Source organism: Thiomicrospira sp. WB1 (assembly GCF_001507535.1).
Classification (GTDB): Bacteria; Pseudomonadota; Gammaproteobacteria; order Thiomicrospirales; family Thiomicrospiraceae; genus Hydrogenovibrio.
Genome location: NZ_LQBN01000002.1, coordinates 488507 through 507650 on the forward strand (window position 1 = coordinate 488507; position 19144 = coordinate 507650).

Consider the following 19144-nt stretch of genomic DNA (forward strand, 5'->3'; position numbering starts at 1 on the left):
CTTAGAGTAACGATTGCTGATTCTGGCGAACGTCGAACGCATCCAAGCGATGACGGGCTGCCTGCCAGCGCGGGTCCTGATGCAATTTTAACCAGGCCTGGTCAAAATCATAATCACCCTGGCCGTGCAGACCGATCAAGCGGGACTGAGCAACGGGATCTTCCTCCTGATCCTCGCTTTGATCACACACCGATTGCACGGCTTCAGGGTCATTGCAGAGCAACGTCAGGTCACACCCGGCCTGGCGAGCAAGCTCGACCCGCTCCCAGGGCGAACCGTACATGGCCGCGGCATGCATGGTCAAATCATCGCTGATGATCGCCCCCTGAAAATGACACTGTTCTCGCAGGACTTTCTGCAACCACACCGACGAGAAGCCCGCAGGCATGGCATCCACTTTGGGGTAACGTACGTGCGCGGGCATCACAGCTTTGGCACCGGCCTCAATCAATCCTAAAAACGGTTGCAGGTCGGCCATACGAATTTGGTCAAACGTACGCTCGTCCGTGGCCACTTCGTGGTGGGTATCGGCCTGAATGAACCCATGGCCGGGAAAATGCTTGAGCACCGACGCCATGCCTGCATGTTTCATCCCCTGAATCAACGCCTTTGCCAGGGCCGTCACCACCATCGGCGCCTGGTCAAAAGCTCGGTCACCGATGACATGGCTGTCACCATAATCCAAATCAATCACCGGCGCAAAACTGAAATCCACCCCGGACGCAAGGCACTCACTGGCCATGATCCAGCCGACGTCTTCCGCCAGCGTCAGCGCCGCTTGGGGAGAAGATTGATAGTGGCGCCCCAATGCACCCATCGGCGGCAGTCGGGTAAACCCGTCACGAAAACGCTGAACGCGCCCGCCTTCCTGATCGACCGCAATCAATAGGCGCGGTTGACGCAACTGGCGTATTTCCTGTGTGAGACGATGCAACTGTTCCGGGGATTCATAATTGCGTGCAAACAGCACGACACCAGCAATCACCGGGTGCATAAGCCGCGCTTTTTCAGCCGGCAAAATCGTCGTGCCGGCAAGATCCATCATCACATGCCCAAGCGGCATGGTTTTGCCTGTGTTGTGTTTAAACATGAGACTCCGATGTGCGTTTTTTACCTGTCGAAACATGGCGCACGTCCAGACGATCCCGCCAGTGATCGCCCAGGAGATTCACCGCGAGCACCACGCTCATTAAAACCAGTCCGGGCGCCCAGACCAGATGAGGGGCCACCAATAAATAGCGTGTGCCTTCTCGGATCATGCTGCCCCAGGACGCATCCGGCGCCTGAACGCCCAGACCCAGAAACGAGAGGCCGGCTTCCGAAAGCACCGCGCCCGCAATGCCAAAGGTTGCTTCCACGCCCAGTGGCGCCAGCATCAGCGGAATCAAATGGCGAAACACAATTCGCCGATCGGACACGCCCATGGCTTTGGCCGCCATCACATGATCACGTTGACGCAAACTCAAAGTCTGAGCACGGGCCAGCCGAGCGAAGCCAACCCACCCGACCACGACCAGCGCCAGCACCACATTTTCAATGCCCGGCCCCAATACCGCTGCCAACGCAATGGCCAGCAGCAGACCGGGAAAAGCCAGAAAGACGTCCACAATTTTCAGAAAGACGCGATCAACCCAGCCGCCGACGTACGCGCTCCAGACCCCAAGAGAAGTGCCAATCAGCGCGGAAAAGCCGACCACCCAGAACGCCACCCAGAACGACGTCTGAGCCCCTTGAATGATTCTATCCCAAAGAGGACGCCCCAGTTGGTCATAGCCCAACCAGCTTTGCCAGTCAGCGGTCATAAAAAACCGATCCAGCCGAACCTGTGTGGCCGCTTCCCCCAGAAACGGTGAACTCAGTGCCATCAGTAACCAACCGGTCACCACGGCATACGCCAAAAGATTCCAACGCCCGCGCATCAGCGGCTCACCCGAATACGCGGATCCAGCCAGCCATACAGCACTTCGGTCAACCCGTTAATGCTGATATAGGCCACACTGATCACCAGAATACATGCCTGCACCACCGGATAGTCCCGGCGTTGAATCGACTCCACCAGCAGCTGCCCCATACCGGGCCAGTCAAACACCACTTCTGTGATCACCGCGCCGCCCAACAGGGTTCCGAGCTGCAGCCCCAGCAACGTCACCACTGGCAAGAGCGCATTGGCGAGCGCATGACGTCCATACACCTGAAAACGGTTCAAGCCTTTGGCCTGCGCGGTGCGGACAAAATCCTCATGCATCACCTCGAGCATGGAAGCACGTAACATTCTCGCCAGAATCGCTGCCAGCGCAGTGCCCAGTGTGACCGCCGGCAATACCCAGGCAAAGCCCTGCTCGGCCCCACTGACCGGAAACCAGGCCAACCAAAGCGCAAACACCAGAATCAACATCGGCCCCAGCCAGAAGTTAGGAATGGAGACGCCCAACATGGACACACTCATCGAGACGAAATCCGGCCACTGCCCCGCTCTTAAAGCAGCCCAGATACCGAGTGGAAAGGCAATCAGGATCGCGATCAACATGGCCATCAATGCCAACTGAAGTGTGTAGGGAAACCGTTCAGCCACCAGATCCGCCACAGGGGTCTGATAAAAAAGAGACTGACCCAGGTCGCCCTGAAGCAACCCGGTTAAAAACGAGAGGTATTGCTGCCAGATTGGCTGATCCAATCCTAGCTGTCGCCGCAGAGCAGCTTCATCCGCTGCACTGGCCCAATCGCCCAGCATCACCGCCACCGGATCGCCCGGCACCAGATGCAACAAAAAAAAGACCAGTGTTGAAACCACCCAGGCTGTGAACACCACACTGAGACTCAAGCGAATCAAAAAACCATTCATGCGCCAATCCAAACGCGTGTTCCAGCGTGCACTTTGTCAAACAAGGTGAGCATATCCTGATTTCGCAGCCGAATACAGCCATGCGAACGGGGCACCCCCATCGGCTCGGAATCAGGCGTACCATGGAAATAAATAAACCGCTGCATGCTATCCCGGTTTCCCAGACGGTTTCGACCGGGCTCCAGCCCCGAAAGCCAGAGTATACGTGTCAAAATCCAATCCCGGTTCGGGTAGCGAGCGGCCAGCTGATCCGAGTAGATTTCTCCAGTGGGTCGACGCCCTTTGAACACCGCGTTCAAAGGTTGACCCGCCCCGATTTTTGCCCGAATCTGATGCCAGCCCAAAGGCGTCTTGCCCGAATCCTTTTCCTGACCGACGCCGTTTAACCCAGTGCTCACCGGGCAGGACCAGGTCGCCTTTTCTTCGACGAGTTCCAGTAAAGAAGGCTCCGCCGATGCAAAACAATCGTTCAGACACCACAGACGCTGCTGAGCGACCGACACAAACAGCCAGTCTGAATGAGCAGCAGACACCGAGTCAGTCAGGCCAGGACGAGGCACCGAGTTAATCCCGTTCAGGTCTGTCAACAAACACCGCCGCACAATAGGCTTGCCAAACGGCATCCGACAGAGGCATCGACAGGGCACCTGGCTTGTGGCGAACTCGGTGACTGGCCTTGATCACACCCTCAACCAGTGCATGAGCCCATTCCACCGTCATGCCCGGCTTGACCCACCCCGCCTCGACCAGCTCATGAAACAGAATGGCAAAGCGTTTTTCCCAGTGCTCGATCTGGTCACGGCATGCCTGAGGGTGGCCGCTTTGTTCGAATACATCCAACAAAAACGTGTGCGCTTCCACGACATCCAGTGTCCGGCGCAACAATTGTTCCATACGCGTCATGACCGGGTCGGGCATGGCTTCAACCTGATCATAAACGGTCATAATGCGTTGCATGAACTCTTCAAGAATGGCTTCCAGCAGGGCATCACGCCCATCAAAATGGCGGTGCAACGTCATCCGGCTGACCCCGGCCGCTTCAGCAATATCCTTCAAAGGCGCGGAGGGGTTCTGATTCCAGACCTGTGTCGCCGCCGCCAGAATTTTTTGCGTGGTGTCTTTCACTCAGTGCTTCCAAAGTCGTTTGCGCTAGGGGGTGATTGTAGCTTAGGCCAACGCATCTGCCAACTTGACCGAGCCAATCTCATCGCTCGTCAAAGGGTTTTCGTGGCAGTGAGCAAGCCATCAAAACGACCATCCGGATAAAGACGGTACCCTGTTAAATCGGGTCGATGGACGACGTATTGATCTTCATACCATAAAGGCATCACCGCCAGCGTGGCCTGAAGATGTCCTTGAAGACGCCGGTACAGACGTGCCTGCTCAGCCACTGATTCGGCAGAGGCAGCCTGTTCGATCAACGCATCGGCGGTGGCATCCACATAGCGGCCCCGGTTGGCGCCTTTGGGTGGAATGGCCTGACTGTGAAACACATACTCAAAGATATCCGGGCTTTTAATCCCCACCCAGGCCAGGCTGTATAGCTGGAAGCGTCCCTGCTTGATATCGTTATAAAAAGTCCCCCAGTCATAACTCTGAACAGACAGGTCAATGCCAATGGCTTTTAGTTGCGACTGATAAATGGTGGCCAAACGGATGCGGGTGGCATCGGACGAAGTTTTAAAACTTAAGGGCAGTCGACCCTGTGCATCAAACCATTGCGGGTGACGTTGACGCACCCCGGCGATCATGGCTCGGGCCCGATCCGGGTCATAGGAAATTTGTGGCAAGCCCTCGACGCCTGCCCAGTGCTGAGGTACCAGCAACCCGCCGGCCAGGCGCGCACGCCCTTGAAAAACCGCCGACACAATGGCGTTACGATCAATGCCAAGCGCGATCGCTTCACGCACTTCCTGACTCGCCAGCGTTTCGTCTGCAAAATTAAATCCGATGTAACCAAATCCGGTACCGTCCGACCAGTCCACGGCAAGACCTGGGTGTGCCTGGCAATAAGCGGCTAGCTCGGGAGACAGGTCGTTCTGAACCAGATCCAGCTCTCCTTTACGCAACTTCAAAACACGAACCGTCGCATCTTTGACTGGCCGAAACACCAATTTCATGCCATCGGGACGTTTCAACACCAGTTTTTGTTCACTGGCGGACACAAACCGACAAGGCCCGGCCCCAATGGGATGCTCCTGAAAGCGATGTCCTTCAGCCAGCCTTCGTGCTGGCAGAATCCCCAGCACCAGACGGCCCACAAACAACGGGTCCGGCTCGGACAGAAAAAAATCCACTTCGGTGGGCGATATGGCCACGACTCGGTTCAGCGCTTTTAACGCCCCGCGATGCGGCGAACCGGTCGAGCGTGTCAGCACCGATTGATACGTCGCCGCCACATCATGGGCCGACAGTTGGTAATTTTGAGACACAGATGCGTCATGAAAGACAGGAAATTCACGGAGGGTAAAGCGATAGTGCGTCGGGCTCAGACGTACCCAGTCCGCCAAATCTGGTATGGGTTCAAAGGCAGCGTTAAAATCAATCAACTGACGGTATAACAATCGATTGATGCGGCTCGACAAGGCATCGGTGGCAAAGCGCGGGTCCAGCATCCGGGGCCGACCGGTCACGCCCATTTCAATGGTATCCGCCTTGTTTGATGGCGGTGCCCCCTCACACCCCGCCAATCCGGTTACAGAGGCGGCCAAGGTAATGGAACCCGCCAAAAACGTTCGTCGTTCGTGATTCACCGAAGCAGACAGGTGTGGCATGCCCTTGTTAGTTTCCGCCATGGATCAGGACGCGTCTCCGTCCAGGGTCACCGTCGGCACCGTTTCTTGCCGAGGTGCAGAGAGCAGACGCTCAAAGCGTTGCAACGTATCGGCCGTCAATGAACCTGCCGCAGCTTCTAGGCGTAGGCGACTCAGAACCACATTGTGTAATGATTCCGCCAGATTGCGGCGGGCCTGAAACATGTTGGTGCGCGCCGTCAGCACTTCCAGCATATTACGCAAGCCCACTTTATACCCCTCTTCGGCGGCTTCCAGAAACGCATCGTTTGACACTACCGCCGCTCGATTGGCGCGCACCAATTCCAGTCCTCTTTCCAGATTGCGGGCTTGGACCCGCGCATTCAAGCGTGCCGACTCTTTGGCGTTGCGCAAAGATTGGTTCGCCGCCTGATAGCTGGCCCGCGCCTGCGCTACCTTGGCTGAGGTGCCGCCGCCGGCATAAAGCGGCAAGCTGGCATAGACACCAACCGACAGGGCATTGCTGTCCTGATAACTACTGGCATAGGCTTCTTCATAATCGGCATAACTCTGGTGCTGATACTGACCGCGTAAATCCACACTGACCCAGTGACCGGACTGTTGCACCTCGATTGCTTTGGACGCAGCCGATGCAGCCTGTTGGGACTGCAGAACCGTCAGGTTATTCGATTCAGCTTTCGCTTCCCAAGTTACCACATCAACCGGTTTCATATTCAGTCGTGTGTCCAGGCGAATTTCTTTTAACTCGGAAACCGGCTGACCGGTCAATTTCATCAATTCCTCTTTGGCCACATCCAGATCATTTTCAGCCGAAATACGCTGAGAGCGCGACAAATCAAAACTGGACTTGGCCTGCAGTACATCGGTTTTGCTCGCCAACCCCACATCCGCAGAAGCCTGAGCCCGTTCCCACTGGGTTTTATCAGAACTTTCCCGAGCTTTGGCCAGACGCACTTCTTCCAACGACAAAAGCACTTTGAAGTACGCATCCGTCACCCGCTCGATCACGCTTTGTTCGGCTTCCTGCAACGCAAACTGAGCTTGTTGGCGCTGAAAATCCGCCTGATCATAGCGAGCAAACTGATCTTTACGGTAAAGGGTTTGCGTCAGACTCAACCCGGCCTGTCGACGGGTGTTATCACGCCCTTTCAGGTCCGAATCCTGACGCGTCACATCGGCATCTGCCGAGAGTTGAGGCAACAAAGGCGCCCGGTTGATCTCCACCACACGTCGATCCGCTTCAAATTGTGCTCGAGCCTGAGCCAGTTGGGCGTCATGCGTCACCGCCATCTGATACACATCCATCAGACCGGTGGCGCTCTGGGCGGGCATTCCCCAACCTGCCAGCCCCAGCGCCATCACCCAGGTTTTCAAACCTGCACGGCGGCCGACTTGCTCCGTTTTATGTTTCAAGCAGTTTTTCATCGTGACTCCAATCGCAATATGGTTTCTGACTCAGGCTGATGTTGTAAAACCTGGGCAGATTCGTGACCTCTTTGGTGACCCAGTCCGGCAGGGCGACCGCTTCGTCCTCGCTCGCCATTTCCACTTCGGCCACAATCAAGCCGTCATTATCGCCCAAAAAAACATCCACCTCCCAAGTATGTGACTCGAATGTAACATAATGGCGATATTTTTCAATCACAGGCCCCACTGTGAGCGTCGATAACATGGTTTTTGCATCTTTCAAATCAATCGGATACTCATATTCGTCCCGGCTTAAACCGATTTCAAGGCTTTTGATATTGATGTTGGCCTCATCGTCTTCGATCCGAATGCGCACAGAGCTTTTGGCATCAGGGTGAGTCATATCATTCAAATACCCCTGGGCAAAATGCTTGCGCTCATGCGCCTGATGCACAGCCGCTTCCTGCCAGGCAGCCACATCGACCAAAAACTTGCGTTCAATCTCTCTCGCCATAAAAACCAGACCTGTTGTTTCGCTGAAGGTTATAAATCCCGTGATTGGGTAATGGAACCGGCCGGGTAAACACCCGTCGACAGATAACGATCACCGCGATCGCAAACAATGGTGACGATCGTCGCCCCCGGCGTTTCTTGGGCAATCTGAAGCGCACCCGCCATGGCGCCGCCCGACGAGACGCCGGAAAAAATGCCCTCTGTGGCCGCCATCTCCCGCATGGTCGACTCGGCCAGCGCCTGAGGCATGTCAATAATACGATCCACCCGTCGCTCGTCATAAATCTCGGGCAAATAGGCTTGTGGCCAGCGCCGAATCCCCGGAATCGCTGCCCCTTCCTCGGGCTGCAAACCGATAATTTGAATATCCGGATTCTGTTCTTTCAGGTACATGGACGTGCCCATGATGGTTCCGGTCGTACCCATGGCACTGACAAAATGCGAGATACGGCCTTCTGTCTGTTGCCATATTTCCGGCCCGGTCGTTTGGTAGTGCGCCATCGGATTGTCTGGGTTGGCAAACTGATCCAGCACATGACCCTCTCCCTGATGCTGTAAGCGTGCCGCCAGATCCCTGGCCCCTTCCATGCCTTCTTCCTGGCTTACCAGTATCAATTCAGCGCCGTAGGCGGTCATGGCCGCACGCCGCTCCTGTGACATATTGGCGGGCATAATCAGCTTCATCCGATAGTCGAGCATCGCTGCGACCATGGCCAGCGCGATGCCGGTATTGCCACTGGTGGCCTCAATCAGCGTGTCACCCGGTCGAATTTCACCGCGCTTTTGCGCCTGATAAATCATGTTGAAGGCAGGCCGATCTTTGACGGAACCCGCCGGATTATTGCCTTCAAGTTTGGCCAGCACCGTAGACCCGTTGTCAAATTCAGCCATCCGCTGCAATCTGATTAAGGGGGTATTTCCAACCGTATCCATCAATGTCATATCATTTTCCCCATCCATAACCCTGTTGCCACCAACGCCGGTGTCAGCAACACCACGACCACATTCCAGCCTAGCACCGCTTTGAGACGTGTCAAATTCCGATGATCGCGCAGAACGCGCCATCCCAGCGGTGCGGCCAACAGCATCGTGATGAATCCCAGGGCAGCCGAAGGCGGCAACACCTCGCTCAGAATCGCCGTCGCCAGAACGGCGTACGCCAGTCCGAGGCTTTGCACAAACACGGTGGCACTGGCTTGCGTCCCCAATTGCATTGGCAGAGTGAGCCGCCCGACCCGCGCATCGGCGGCGACATCCGGAAACTGATTCAACAATAACAGGTTATTGACCAAAAAAAACATCATCAAAGCCAACAACAGCATGGCCATCGATATCTGTCCCTGCAACAAGAATTCAGTGCCCAGCATCATCACCGGACCGAATGCCAGTCCCGGAGCGATTAACATGGCAAAAGGCCGGCGCGTCAAATGCGAGGTATAAAAAACCACCAGCCCCAGACCGGCCAGACCAAACCAGATCAGCTCCCCTTGTCGAGTCAAGGCCAGAAACAGACCCGCCGCAGCGATGAACCCAACCAAAAACCAACCGGCCCGCAACACCCAGCCCACTGCATCAGGACAGGCCTGCAAGGCACCACTGCCACCACTGAACGGCGTTTTGGCGGTCAACCCATCCAAACCGGAGCGGGCGTCGTCGTATTCATTCAGCCAATTCACACTGAGGTGTGCGGCCAGTGCCAGCGAAAAGACCAGCCCCCACTCAACAACTGGTGCAGACGGACCGATTGCAGAGAACGTCAACGCCATCACCATCACCGTCAACAGCAAAAATGGTGGCCGTGCTGACCGCCATAAGGCGTACACACGTGAACAAGCCACATTGGATGACATCAATCATGACTCCCGGGCAGGTGTTGCCCACGCTTTGCCAGAAAAAGCAGGCCGGCGCAACAGACAGGGCCGCTGCGTTGAACCCTAGAACTCATTATACCCCAGCCTCGCCCCAGCTTTTGTAACGATCCAGACGCTGATACCAGCCTTTCAACCAGCGAGTCTCATTGCGCTGAACAGGGGCCAGCTCCGTTCGTTTCTTCAAAATTATTTTTGCCTGCTTCACAAACATAACCAGTTGTTGTCGCTGGGAACGAGACGAAAGAAACGCTTGGTTCGGCATGGCCTCCAGCACATCCAGCAACCCCCAGCCCTGACCCTGGTATCGCTCTCTTGCGTTTGCGCCGATGCCTTTAAAATTAGCATAGTCCAACAAGGCCAACAAGCCCGATTCAAACTGAGTGTAAACCCTTACGCGCTGGCGCAATCGCTGCGACCGGGCAGGTGGCAACTCGCTCAATCGCATCGTCAGTTGCGATTGAAATCGTTTCACAATAAAGGCAGCCTGAATCGGCTTGGTCTGGGACAACCAGTGACGAAGTGTTTGCAGGGGTTCGGATGACCAGGCCTGGTAAAAATCAGCTCGGTCCCGCCAGGGGAAAGACGGGGAAGCGGCCTGCAACCATTCCGGCGCAGGATGATGGCGATCGACAAAACGCACCATCGACAAAAACGAGGGAGAAAACGGCGCCTCGCTCCCCGGCGGGAGCCAGATAAAATGCCCGATGCCAAAGGAAGGAAAGGCCTCGTTCGGACTCCAGTAGGTCAGATACGCCTCACGCCCACCGGTCTCATTCTGCTCAATGAGGAACGCCAGCTTGTTCAAATCCAGATGTGACAGCTCGGACAACGGTGTTGCCCGGGCACTGGTTACCATCAGCAGGCACAAGATCCCGCAGAGCAACCGGTGAGTCAAGGTGCGCAACCGCTCAGTAAGCGTTGATCATTGACAGCGACCGGCCAGGTAGCCGCCATCCACATTGCGCAGCATGCCCAGATACATCTGTGGCAATTCCGGCACCACCGAGTTTTGCACGCATTCTTCAGCCAACAACGTTTCCGCCCACTTGCGCATTTTGGGCAGGTCGGTCAGGAAGTTGAGGTCACAGGCATCGGCCAGGTACGCCAAGCGCATGAAAAACGGCGCAAACGCGGCGTCAATCAAGCAAAAATCCTTGCCATTAAAAAAGCGCTTACCGGAATGGACTTCTTCGAGTTTGTGCAAACGGCCAGTCATCTGCTCTCGCACCTGCTCAAAATCGGCTTCACTGGTGGCATGCGCCAGCTTGAACAGATCAACATTCAAATCGCCACCAAAGCTGATCCAGGCACGGTTCTTGGCTTTGATCAACGGGTCTTGCGGGTGCAGAGACGGCGGGGTCACTTCATCCACGTACTCCTGAATCACCGAAGACTCAAACAGGACTTCCTTACCCACCTTCAATACCGGCACTTTTCCCAGAGGCGAAATCTGCTCAAACCATTCCGGCGGGTTACTCAAGTCAATGTAGGTGATGTCAAAATCCACCTCTTTTTTCTTGAGCACGATCACGGCTCTTTGCACAAATGGGCAGAGTTTAAAGCTGATCAGTTCCATTTTCTTCGCCGAGTTGGACATGGGGCCGATTCCTCACGTTGAAATACAAAGCCTACATGATACAAACTCAGACGCTGGCGTCAAATCTGCGGCGTCAACCCAAGCACATCATTCTGCATCAAAATAACGTTGCGGTGTCTCAAACAGTGCCTTGCGCTGTGCTTCATTCAACGCTTCAATGGTGACCACGTCATAGCCCAGAGCCTTGTAATCATTCAGCTGTGCCATGCCCGAGGGTGAAAACGTCACAAAATCAGGAAAATCGGAGGCGTCCAGGCCTTTGAGCCCGGCCACCGCGCCGCACACATGCATGGAGACGCCCTGCTCCTCAACCAGACCGGAAAAGGTGGCGTGCAACGCCGATTCACGCTCCGCCGCCTCTTTGGACAGAGCCTGTTCCTCCGCCCCATGCGAAATCACCGCGATGTCAGCATCAGGGTAATGAGATTGCAGGCGCTCAATCTGGCGCCGCACATACTCTGCCAAACGCGGCAACGCGTCTGAATCCAAGGTTTCGATGTCAAACACCACACCGAAAGGTGCCTGTTCGGCTTCGATCAATGCCGCCACCTTGGGATGCGGATCAGGCATTGATTGGGCCTGAACGGGCAACCAGACGAGAAAAGACAACAGAATAGAACACAAAACCTGAACGCACGCACGCATAAGACCTCCCTGCCACAGCCTGAAAAACCGAACGCAAATCATATTCGGCCTTGCATTCAATTATGCGCTCAAATAAAAAGCATGGCGAATGCATTAGCAGGCACTGAAACGAATGCAGGCATGTCTCAGATTTTGTCGTCAAGCACCAGTGATTCAAACTTTTTCAGCAAGGTGGCATGATCCTCTTCTCGTTCAGGATCGGTGATAATGCAATCCACCGGACAGACGCTGACACAGGTCGGTGTGTCATAATAACCGACACATTCGGTACACAGATCGGGGTCGATCTCATAGATTTTATCCCCGTAATAAATGGCTTCATTGGGGCATTCGGGCTCGCACATGTCGCAATTCGTGCACCCCTCAAGAATCTTCAGTGCCACCTCAAACCTCTGCGTTTGCTGTTTTAGCTGATTTGGCCGTATCCGCCTGAGCCGCCGCGTCGCGCTTGAGGTCACCGCCCCAGGCTTCATTGCGCATCAACAGCCCATACTGTAATTGCGACACGTCAAATTCCTTGAACGGGTTGGGAATGTAGGCGACCCAGCCCGAACCGAGCGCACACTCAACCGGTTGATATTTTTTGTCCAGCAAGGCGTCCAAATGCCAGGTCACATTACCGGCCGGCGACATCAACTCGATGGAATCGTTCAAACAGAATTTGTTTTTCACATCAATCTGCAGCCAGCTGCGTCCATCATGTTCCACCACATCCTGCACTTCGCCCACAAAACGTTGACGGTCGGACTTGGACACCCCATAGTCATAGTTCTGATACTCGGCGTGCACATGGCGGCGCAAAAACCCTTCGGTGTAACCACGACTGGCCAGGCCTTCAAGCTCGGTCAACAGGTTGGTATCAAACGGCTTGCCCGAGGCGGCGTCATCGATCGCCTTGCGATAGACCTGAGCGGTGCGGGCCACATAATAGTGCGATTTGGTACGCCCCTCGATTTTAAGCGAGTCCACCTGCATCTTGACCATCTCCGGGATCAACTCCACCGCACGCAGATCCTTGGAATTCATAATGTAGGTGCCATGCTCGTCTTCAAACGCGGGCATCAATTCACCCGGTCGACCGGCCTCCTCCAACAACATCGGCTCACTGACATTTGGTCCTTCGCCAAGCGTTGGTTCGGGAGGCATCGGTGCCGCGGCCTCATCGCCAGATGCTTCAGTCGGTTGCGTCAGATCCTTTATCTGACCCACCGAATCAACCGGCACGCCCACAACATCACCGGCGTCATTTTCCTGAGCCTGATAAGTGTTGTAGTGCCAACGACAGGCATTGGTGCAGGTTCCCTGATTGGCATCGCGTTTATTGATGTAGCCTGAAAGCAGACAGCGCCCGGAATAGGCAATGCACAAAGCGCCGTGGACAAACACTTCCAGTTCCATCCCCGGTACGGCTTCACCGATTTCTTTGATTTCTTTCATCGACAGTTCGCGCGACAGCACCACCCGGCTGATGCCCTGATCCTGCCAGAATTTCACCGTGGCCCAGTTAACCGCATTGGACTGAACCGACAGATGAATTTCCTGCTCGGGGTATTCGGCCCGTACCATCGCAATCAGGCCCGGATCAGACATAATCAGAGCGTCCGGTTTCATCGCAATGATCGGCGCGATGTCGCGCATGTAGGTCTTGATCTTGGCGTTGTGCGCCTGAATGTTACTGACCACGTAAAACTTTTTGCCCAGTTCATGCGCACGCTGAATGCCTTTTTCCAACGTGGCTTCGTCGAATTCATTATTGCGCACACGCAGACTGTAGCGTGGCTGACCGGCATAAACCGCATCCGCCCCATAGGCAAACGCATATTCCATGTTTTTGAATGTGCCGGCGGGCGAGAGTAATTCCGGCTTGAATCCGGCCGGTTTCTGACGGGGGTTGTGTTCTGCTTCCAAGGCAAAATCCTTCCGTTCCAGTGAAAAGAGTGCCCCCTGTTTTATACCAAGGGCTAGAGAACCGTGTATTCTACTTTATTTCACCGGAATGTGCGAAAGGGTTTGACACCAGAAATCCCTTTTATTTTCAAAGGATAACCGGGCATTGGCCGGGCTGGTCGAGGGCACAACATGATAGTCAAGATGATCCGGCAGAGACTGATGCCTCATCACCCAACGTTGAAAGAGCTGTTGTGCCTTCTGACCGTTAAACAGCACCTGCTTTATCCCGCTGTGAATTTCAAAGAGGGCTTCAAAGTCATTCGCCTCCGGGGAAGTGATGGCCGCATCCAGACTGCCCGGACGCTCACAGGCCGCCAGCACATCCCAAAGCGCAATGCCATGAGCCTGCAGGGTTTGTTTTTTTTGCGACACCGACGCCTCGGCCAACCCCGGTTCGTTCAGGCAATCGGCCATAATGGGCCAGAAGGCATTGCGCGGGTGCGCATAATAAAACGCATCCGCCAATGAGCGCACACTGGGCATGGTGCCAAGGACCAAGACCCGATCCTTGCCAGACAAAATGGGCGCGAACCCTTCACAGTAATGCGCGGACGACGAACGGGCTGGTTCAGTCATGCCCGGCCAAAACGTTCATGCTCAGAAAGACCTGCAGCGCTTCGCGGCTGGCAAACGTGTACTCAGCCACCAACTGACCGTCCTTCAACTCGAACACAGACACGCTCTCATGCGTACGCGGCCAGTCTGCCAGACGCTGACTGTCTCGCACCAGCGCAATCGGAAAGGCGTAATCCTGCATCGCCGGCACCGCCATCCACTTGGAAATCAGAGACGGCATGCCGGAAATATCGGCCACATACAACAATCGGTGCGCTGAGACATCATGAAGTTTCAATTGATTGAAAGCCCCTTTGACCCAGTCGTTGCCATCCATATGGTGTGAATACACCACCCACTGAGTGTCATCGTCCAGTGTGTGCGTTTTCCCCCACTGATCTTCAAAAACCTGCGGCGACCATTGCACTGGCGCCGCAAACGCACCAAGACTTACGCTTAGCAGCACGCTAAGCCAAAACAAACGTTTTCCTGAATTCATATTGCCTTCCTCTCATTCTTTACGGACACAAAAAACCCGGTGCTTTCCGACACCGGGTTCAAAGCAAAAGCGCCTCAAAGCGACGAGACGCACCTAGGCTTACAATGATTTTTTACAGAAATAAAAGTCCACACACTCATACTCGTCCGAGGCCAGACGTTTCTTGGCTTCGTTGATGTCAGACGGCGGCGGCACAATCACCTTGTCGCCCGGCTGCCAGGCTTCTGGGGTCGCAACGCCGTGCTCATCTGTGGTCTGAAGCGCTTTGACCACGCGCACAAATTCATCCATTGAACGACCGTTGCTCATCGGGTAATACATCATGGCACGCAAGACCCCGTCCGGATCAATGATAAACGTCGCCCGCACCGCCGATGTATCGGCCGCCCCGGGGTGAATCATGCCGTAGGCCTGCGCCACTTTCATATCCAGGTCGGCAATGATGGGGAACTCGATATCAATGCCGAACTTCTCTTTAATGTTCAGTACCCAGGCATTATGCGAATGATGCGAGTCAATCGACAAGCCCAGCAATTCACAGTTTAATTCGTCAAACTGCGGCTTACGCTCCTGAAATGCCATGAATTCAGTGGTGCAGACCGGGGTGAAGTCAGCCGGGTGCGAAAACAGAATCAACCATTTTCCTTGGTAATCACTGAGCGATTTGCGGCCATGAGTGGTGACCGCATTAAAGGCCGGTGCGGGTTCATTCAAGCGAGGCAATGATACGGTTTGAACGTCTTGGTTTTCCATGATGTCGTCTCCTGTTGAGTGGTCATGCAATCAAAGTCATTAGCGCACCAACATAAGCTTTTTTTATTTAAGAGCAAGCTCAGTTAATGTGAGTGCTACTTTAGCAACCCGTTACAATTAATTCTAATGAATTATTTTTTAATATTTGATAGCTAATCCCTATCAACTAATCATTCAACGCATAATAGGTCGCATCCTCTCGCTCGGGGCCGACCACCACCTCACCCCAAAGGTCATAGGCGTCGGCTGCGGTGATGCGCGCCTGAACAAAATCACCTGGTTCCAGGTCATACGCCTGTGGCAAAAACACCAAGCCGTCAATCTCCGGCGCATCCGCCTGTGATCGGGCAATGGCCCCCTCTTCATCCACTTCATCCACCAGCACTTGCAGCGTTTGGCCCACTTTTTCCTGCATTTTTTCGGCACTGATGCGCTGCTGCAACTGCATGAACCGGTCAAACCGATCCTGCTTGATGTCATCCGGCACTGGCTCGGCCAGATCATTGGCTACCGCGCCATCGACCGGTGAATACTGAAAACAACCCACCCGATCCAAACGAGCGGTTTCAATGAACTCCAACAGGTTCTGAAACTGGGCTTCGGTCTCGCCCGGAAAACCGACAATAAAAGTCGAACGAATCACCAGATCGGGCACTTCTTCCCGCCAGCGGTTGATCCGCTCCAGCATTTTGTCCATATTGCCCGGACGTTTCATCGCCTTGAGAATCTCGGGATCGGCGTGTTGCAAAGGCATGTCAAGATACGGCAATATTTTGCCTTCGGCCATTAATGGCAGCACCTCTTCCACATTGGGGTAAGGATAGACATAATGCAAGCGCACCCAGACGTTGTCCGTCCCGCCAAGCTCGCCCAAGGCTTCGCTCAAACCAAACATCGAGCTCTTGGTGGGCCGCCCCTCAGCAAAATCGGTTTTGTGTTTGACGTCCACGCCATAGGCGGCCGTATCCTGCGATACCACCAGAATTTCCTTGACCCCGGCCTCTTTCAGGCGTCGCGCTTCCGAGACGACTTCGCCCACCGGGCGACTCACCAGATTGCCACGCATGGAAGGGATAATGCAGAAGGTGCAGCGATGATTACAGCCCTCGGAGATTTTCAAATAGGCAAAGTGCCGCGGCGTCAATTTAACGCCCTGCGGCGGCACCAGATCCAGATAAGGGTTGTGCTCGGGAGGCGCCACCGCCTGATGCACGGCTTCCACCACCTGTTCATACGCCGCGGGCCCGGAAACGGCCAACACGTCCGGATGCACCGCCTCAATCACCCCGTCCTTGGCCCCCAGACAGCCGGTGACAATCACTTTGCCGTTTTCAACCAGGGCATCGCCGATGGTATTGAGCGATTCTTCCACCGCCGCATCAATGAAGCCGCAGGTGTTAACGATCACCGCATCCGCGCCCTCGTAATCATTGGTCAGATGATACCCTTCGCTTCGTAGCTGAGTGAGGATACGCTCTGAGTCAACCGTGGCTTTGGGGCAGCCCAGGCTGACAATGCCGATGGTCGGTTGGTGTGTCATAAATGTCCTTTTTTGGTGTCTGTCGAAGTGCTTTTTTACCAGGCCTGGTTAGTTTTGCAGCAACATGGCTTCATCCATTGTCAGTTTCAGACCGCTTTGCATGGTGTCGATCCAGATGTGACCGGGACGTTGCTCAAAGGCACGTGGGTAGGCAAGCCAGGCACCCTGACAATAGGCCAGTGTCACCGGATCGGTCCAGCTCTGAGCGTCGTCATCGCTCAGACGAGCCACCAGTTCGGCCCGATACCAGGACGCGGTGCGTTGTGAAAACTGACCACTGATGCGTGCCGCCGATTCGCCGCTGCTCGGGCGCAGCGGATTATACAACATCAGAATGCGACCGCTTTGCAGGCGCAACAGGTAGGCCGGTGAGCTGCTGGCGGTCATGCCGGGTTCCATGTGGGTCCAGGTCAACCCCTCGTCTTCGGAGTAGGCATTGTAAAACCAGTCATGATTGGTACGAAGGCAGTACCAGAGACGCCCGTCTTTGAGCGGCAGCAAACAGCCTTCATAAACGCCGTCATGATGGCCCTGCCCACCCAGATCGATCCAATTGCTGGCCTGCCAGCTGTGCCCGTCATCATCCGATACGTAGCTGAGGCTGTAGTGACGGCCTGCGGTGTAATCCAGATTTTGAGCCGACAGCACCAGCCGCCCGCTCGCGGTCTGCACCAGACTAAAGCTGGCGCCGCAATAGCCGGTTTGAATGGTCTGGGGCTCGGACCAGGTGCGTCCATGGTCCTCACTGCGCATCACACACAACGGCAGCCTAGTGTTACGCGTCGGCCGATTCTTACTTTTCAACCAACGAAAATGCGCCTGCGCCGTGTTCAAGAAAGCCAGCACAACGGTCCCGGAACGCGTTACCGCCAGACTGTGTGTGGGCTGAACCTTGAACGCGCCCTGCTCGGAAAACAAAGAGACACGCTGCCAGGTTCGGCCTTCATCCGATGACCGATGCGCCGACCATTCGGACACCCGCAACAAAGCCCCATCCTGAGTTCGCACAAAATGACCACTGCCTTCAACAGAGAGGGGCGAGGTCTCAGGGTGTCGATACACCGGGGCGTCCGTTTTGGGCGCAAGCGCAAACTCCAGAGTGATCGAATCATCCTTAATCAGATGCGGCATCGCCGCCAGCACAGCATCACTCATATCAGAACGGCTTGATTTCAACCAGAATCAGAATCACGATGGTCAGCAGCAACGGAATTTCGTTGGCCCAACGGTAATAAATCCCGGAGTGATCCAAGTGCCCGGCTTGCATTTCTTTCATTCGGCGCTTGGTCCACAGGTGGTACGCCAGCATAAGAATCACAAACACAATCTTGGCGTGTAGCCAGCCCATGCCCTCGGCCATTGGAAAGTACGCCAGCCACAGCCAAATGCCGGTGCCGATGGCAATCATCATCATAATGGTCATAAATTTATACAGCTTCTCAGCCATAATTGCCAGACGACGCACGTCCTCCCCGGCGGCCTGCCCTTCGACATAGTGCACAAAAATCCGCGGCAGATAAAAAATCCCGGCCATCCAAGCCATCACAAACAGAATATGAAACGTTTTCAGCCAAAGCATTGAGATGTGTCTCCATGGTTATACATCGTTATTGAGAACCTGTATGATACCGACTCCATTGATAAAAAGAAGGACCTCCAACATGAAAATTGCACAAGACACGGTCGGCCAGATCCATTATTCCTTGACCGATGCCGAAGGCAACCTGATTGACAAATCCCAGGGCGAGCCACTGGCCTACCTGCACGGTCATTCCAACCTGATTCCCGGCCTGGAAAAAGAACTGGAAGGCAAAGCGGCTGGCGATCAGTTCAGCGCGACCATTCCCGCTGCCGAAGCCTATGGCGAAGTCATGGACGAAATGATTCAGGCCGGTGTGCCCAAAAACCTGTTCCAGGGCGTCGACAACCTGGAAGTCGGCATGCGTTTTGAAGCGCAAACCGAACAAGGCCCTCAATCCGTTGCCATCGCCTCCATCGAAGACGAAACCGTGACCGTGGATGCCAACCACCCGCTGGCGGGCAAAGACCTGACCTTTGAAATTGAAGTGGTGGACGTGCGAGCGGCCAACGACGAAGAAATCGAACACGGCCATGCTCACGGCGCTGGCGGTGTACAGCACGAAGAAGAAGCCTGAACCCTCAGCGCTTGATTCCAATGGTTTTTTAACCAGGCCTGG

The 19144-nt window shown here is 55.0% G+C and carries 22 protein-coding genes; 1 reads left to right on the forward strand and 21 read right to left on the reverse strand.

What is annotated here, in order from left to right:
* Position 1: 1 nt before the first annotated feature.
* From nagZ to AVO41_RS06800, 21 genes are all read right to left on the reverse strand, one after another.
* A complete protein-coding gene (nagZ, locus tag AVO41_RS06700; protein ID WP_201022857.1) occupies positions 2–1090 on the reverse strand; it encodes a beta-N-acetylhexosaminidase in 1089 nt (362 codons plus the stop codon).
* On the reverse strand, positions 1083–1919 hold the full coding sequence (locus tag AVO41_RS06705; protein WP_068584542.1) for an ABC transporter permease: 837 nt from the start codon (positions 1917–1919) through the stop codon (positions 1083–1085). Before AVO41_RS06705 ends, nagZ begins: the two co-directional genes overlap by 8 nt.
* On the reverse strand, positions 1919–2842 hold the full coding sequence (nikB, locus tag AVO41_RS06710) for a nickel ABC transporter permease (RefSeq protein ID WP_068584545.1): 924 nt from the start codon (positions 2840–2842) through the stop codon (positions 1919–1921). The genes AVO41_RS06705 and nikB overlap by 1 nt, the downstream gene beginning before the upstream one ends.
* Positions 2839–3402, reverse strand: a complete 564-nt coding sequence (locus AVO41_RS06715; RefSeq protein ID WP_235584686.1) for a L,D-transpeptidase — start codon at positions 3400–3402, stop codon at positions 2839–2841. The genes nikB and AVO41_RS06715 overlap by 4 nt, the downstream gene beginning before the upstream one ends.
* Positions 3403–3406: 4 nt before the next feature.
* The gene (locus AVO41_RS06720) at positions 3407–3967 is read right to left on the reverse strand and encodes a TetR/AcrR family transcriptional regulator (protein WP_068584548.1); all 561 of its coding nucleotides are present in this window, start codon (positions 3965–3967) and stop codon (positions 3407–3409) included.
* 89 nt (positions 3968–4056) lie between these two features.
* Positions 4057–5637 (reverse strand): ABC transporter substrate-binding protein, encoded by a 1581-nt coding sequence (locus AVO41_RS06725; protein ID WP_235584687.1) that lies wholly within the window; start codon positions 5635–5637, stop codon positions 4057–4059.
* Between the two features lie 3 nt (positions 5638–5640).
* Positions 5641–7029, reverse strand: a complete 1389-nt coding sequence (locus tag AVO41_RS06730; RefSeq protein ID WP_235584688.1) for a TolC family outer membrane protein — start codon at positions 7027–7029, stop codon at positions 5641–5643.
* On the reverse strand, positions 7019–7537 hold the full coding sequence (locus AVO41_RS06735) for a CYTH domain-containing protein (RefSeq protein ID WP_068584551.1): 519 nt from the start codon (positions 7535–7537) through the stop codon (positions 7019–7021). The genes AVO41_RS06730 and AVO41_RS06735 overlap by 11 nt, the downstream gene beginning before the upstream one ends.
* A gap of 29 nt (positions 7538–7566) precedes the next feature.
* Positions 7567–8478 (reverse strand): cysteine synthase CysM, encoded by a 912-nt coding sequence (gene cysM / locus AVO41_RS06740; RefSeq protein ID WP_304437702.1) that lies wholly within the window; start codon positions 8476–8478, stop codon positions 7567–7569.
* Positions 8475–9386 carry a prenyltransferase gene (locus AVO41_RS06745; protein ID WP_082676600.1) on the reverse strand — a complete coding sequence of 304 codons (912 nt, stop codon included), beginning with the start codon at positions 9384–9386 and terminating at the stop codon, positions 8475–8477. The genes cysM and AVO41_RS06745 overlap by 4 nt, the downstream gene beginning before the upstream one ends.
* 94 nt (positions 9387–9480) lie before the next feature.
* Positions 9481–10263 (reverse strand): hypothetical protein, encoded by a 783-nt coding sequence (locus tag AVO41_RS06750; RefSeq protein ID WP_153003500.1) that lies wholly within the window; start codon positions 10261–10263, stop codon positions 9481–9483.
* Positions 10264–10329: 66 nt separating this feature from the next.
* Complete coding sequence (locus AVO41_RS06755; RefSeq protein WP_082676602.1) at positions 10330–11004, reverse strand: glutathione S-transferase family protein; 675 nt, start codon at positions 11002–11004, stop codon at positions 10330–10332.
* An 87-nt stretch (positions 11005–11091) separates the two neighbouring features.
* Positions 11092–11574 carry a DsrE family protein gene (locus AVO41_RS06760; protein WP_235584689.1) on the reverse strand — a complete coding sequence of 161 codons (483 nt, stop codon included), beginning with the start codon at positions 11572–11574 and terminating at the stop codon, positions 11092–11094.
* 200 nt (positions 11575–11774) lie between these two features.
* Positions 11775–12032 carry a YfhL family 4Fe-4S dicluster ferredoxin gene (locus tag AVO41_RS06765; RefSeq protein ID WP_068584566.1) on the reverse strand — a complete coding sequence of 86 codons (258 nt, stop codon included), beginning with the start codon at positions 12030–12032 and terminating at the stop codon, positions 11775–11777.
* Position 12033: 1 nt separating this feature from the next.
* Positions 12034–13557, reverse strand: a complete 1524-nt coding sequence (gene yegQ / locus AVO41_RS06770; RefSeq protein ID WP_082676604.1) for a tRNA 5-hydroxyuridine modification protein YegQ — start codon at positions 13555–13557, stop codon at positions 12034–12036.
* Positions 13558–13632: 75 nt separating this feature from the next.
* Entirely contained in the window at positions 13633–14175 is a 543-nt protein-coding gene (locus AVO41_RS06775; RefSeq protein WP_068584570.1) for a DNA-deoxyinosine glycosylase, read from the reverse strand.
* Complete coding sequence (locus AVO41_RS06780) at positions 14168–14635, reverse strand: hypothetical protein (RefSeq protein WP_153003501.1); 468 nt, start codon at positions 14633–14635, stop codon at positions 14168–14170. The genes AVO41_RS06775 and AVO41_RS06780 overlap by 8 nt, the downstream gene beginning before the upstream one ends.
* Before the next feature lie 117 nt (positions 14636–14752).
* Positions 14753–15406: a peroxiredoxin gene (locus AVO41_RS06785; RefSeq protein WP_068584575.1), complete on the reverse strand. Its 654-nt coding sequence runs from the start codon at positions 15404–15406 to the stop codon at positions 14753–14755.
* A 166-nt stretch (positions 15407–15572) separates the two neighbouring features.
* Positions 15573–16946 carry a 30S ribosomal protein S12 methylthiotransferase RimO gene (gene rimO, locus AVO41_RS06790; protein WP_068584579.1) on the reverse strand — a complete coding sequence of 458 codons (1374 nt, stop codon included), beginning with the start codon at positions 16944–16946 and terminating at the stop codon, positions 15573–15575.
* 48 nt (positions 16947–16994) lie between these two features.
* Positions 16995–18101, reverse strand: a complete 1107-nt coding sequence (locus AVO41_RS06795; RefSeq protein ID WP_068584586.1) for a sialidase family protein — start codon at positions 18099–18101, stop codon at positions 16995–16997.
* Between the two features lies 1 nt (position 18102).
* The gene (locus AVO41_RS06800) at positions 18103–18525 is read right to left on the reverse strand and encodes a CopD family protein (RefSeq protein WP_068584589.1); all 423 of its coding nucleotides are present in this window, start codon (positions 18523–18525) and stop codon (positions 18103–18105) included.
* An 82-nt stretch (positions 18526–18607) separates the two neighbouring features.
* Between AVO41_RS06800 and AVO41_RS06805 the strand changes: the two genes are divergently transcribed.
* Positions 18608–19102, forward strand: coding sequence for a peptidylprolyl isomerase (locus AVO41_RS06805; RefSeq protein ID WP_068584592.1), 495 nt, complete (start codon positions 18608–18610; stop codon positions 19100–19102).
* The last annotated feature ends 42 nt before the right edge of the window (positions 19103–19144 follow it).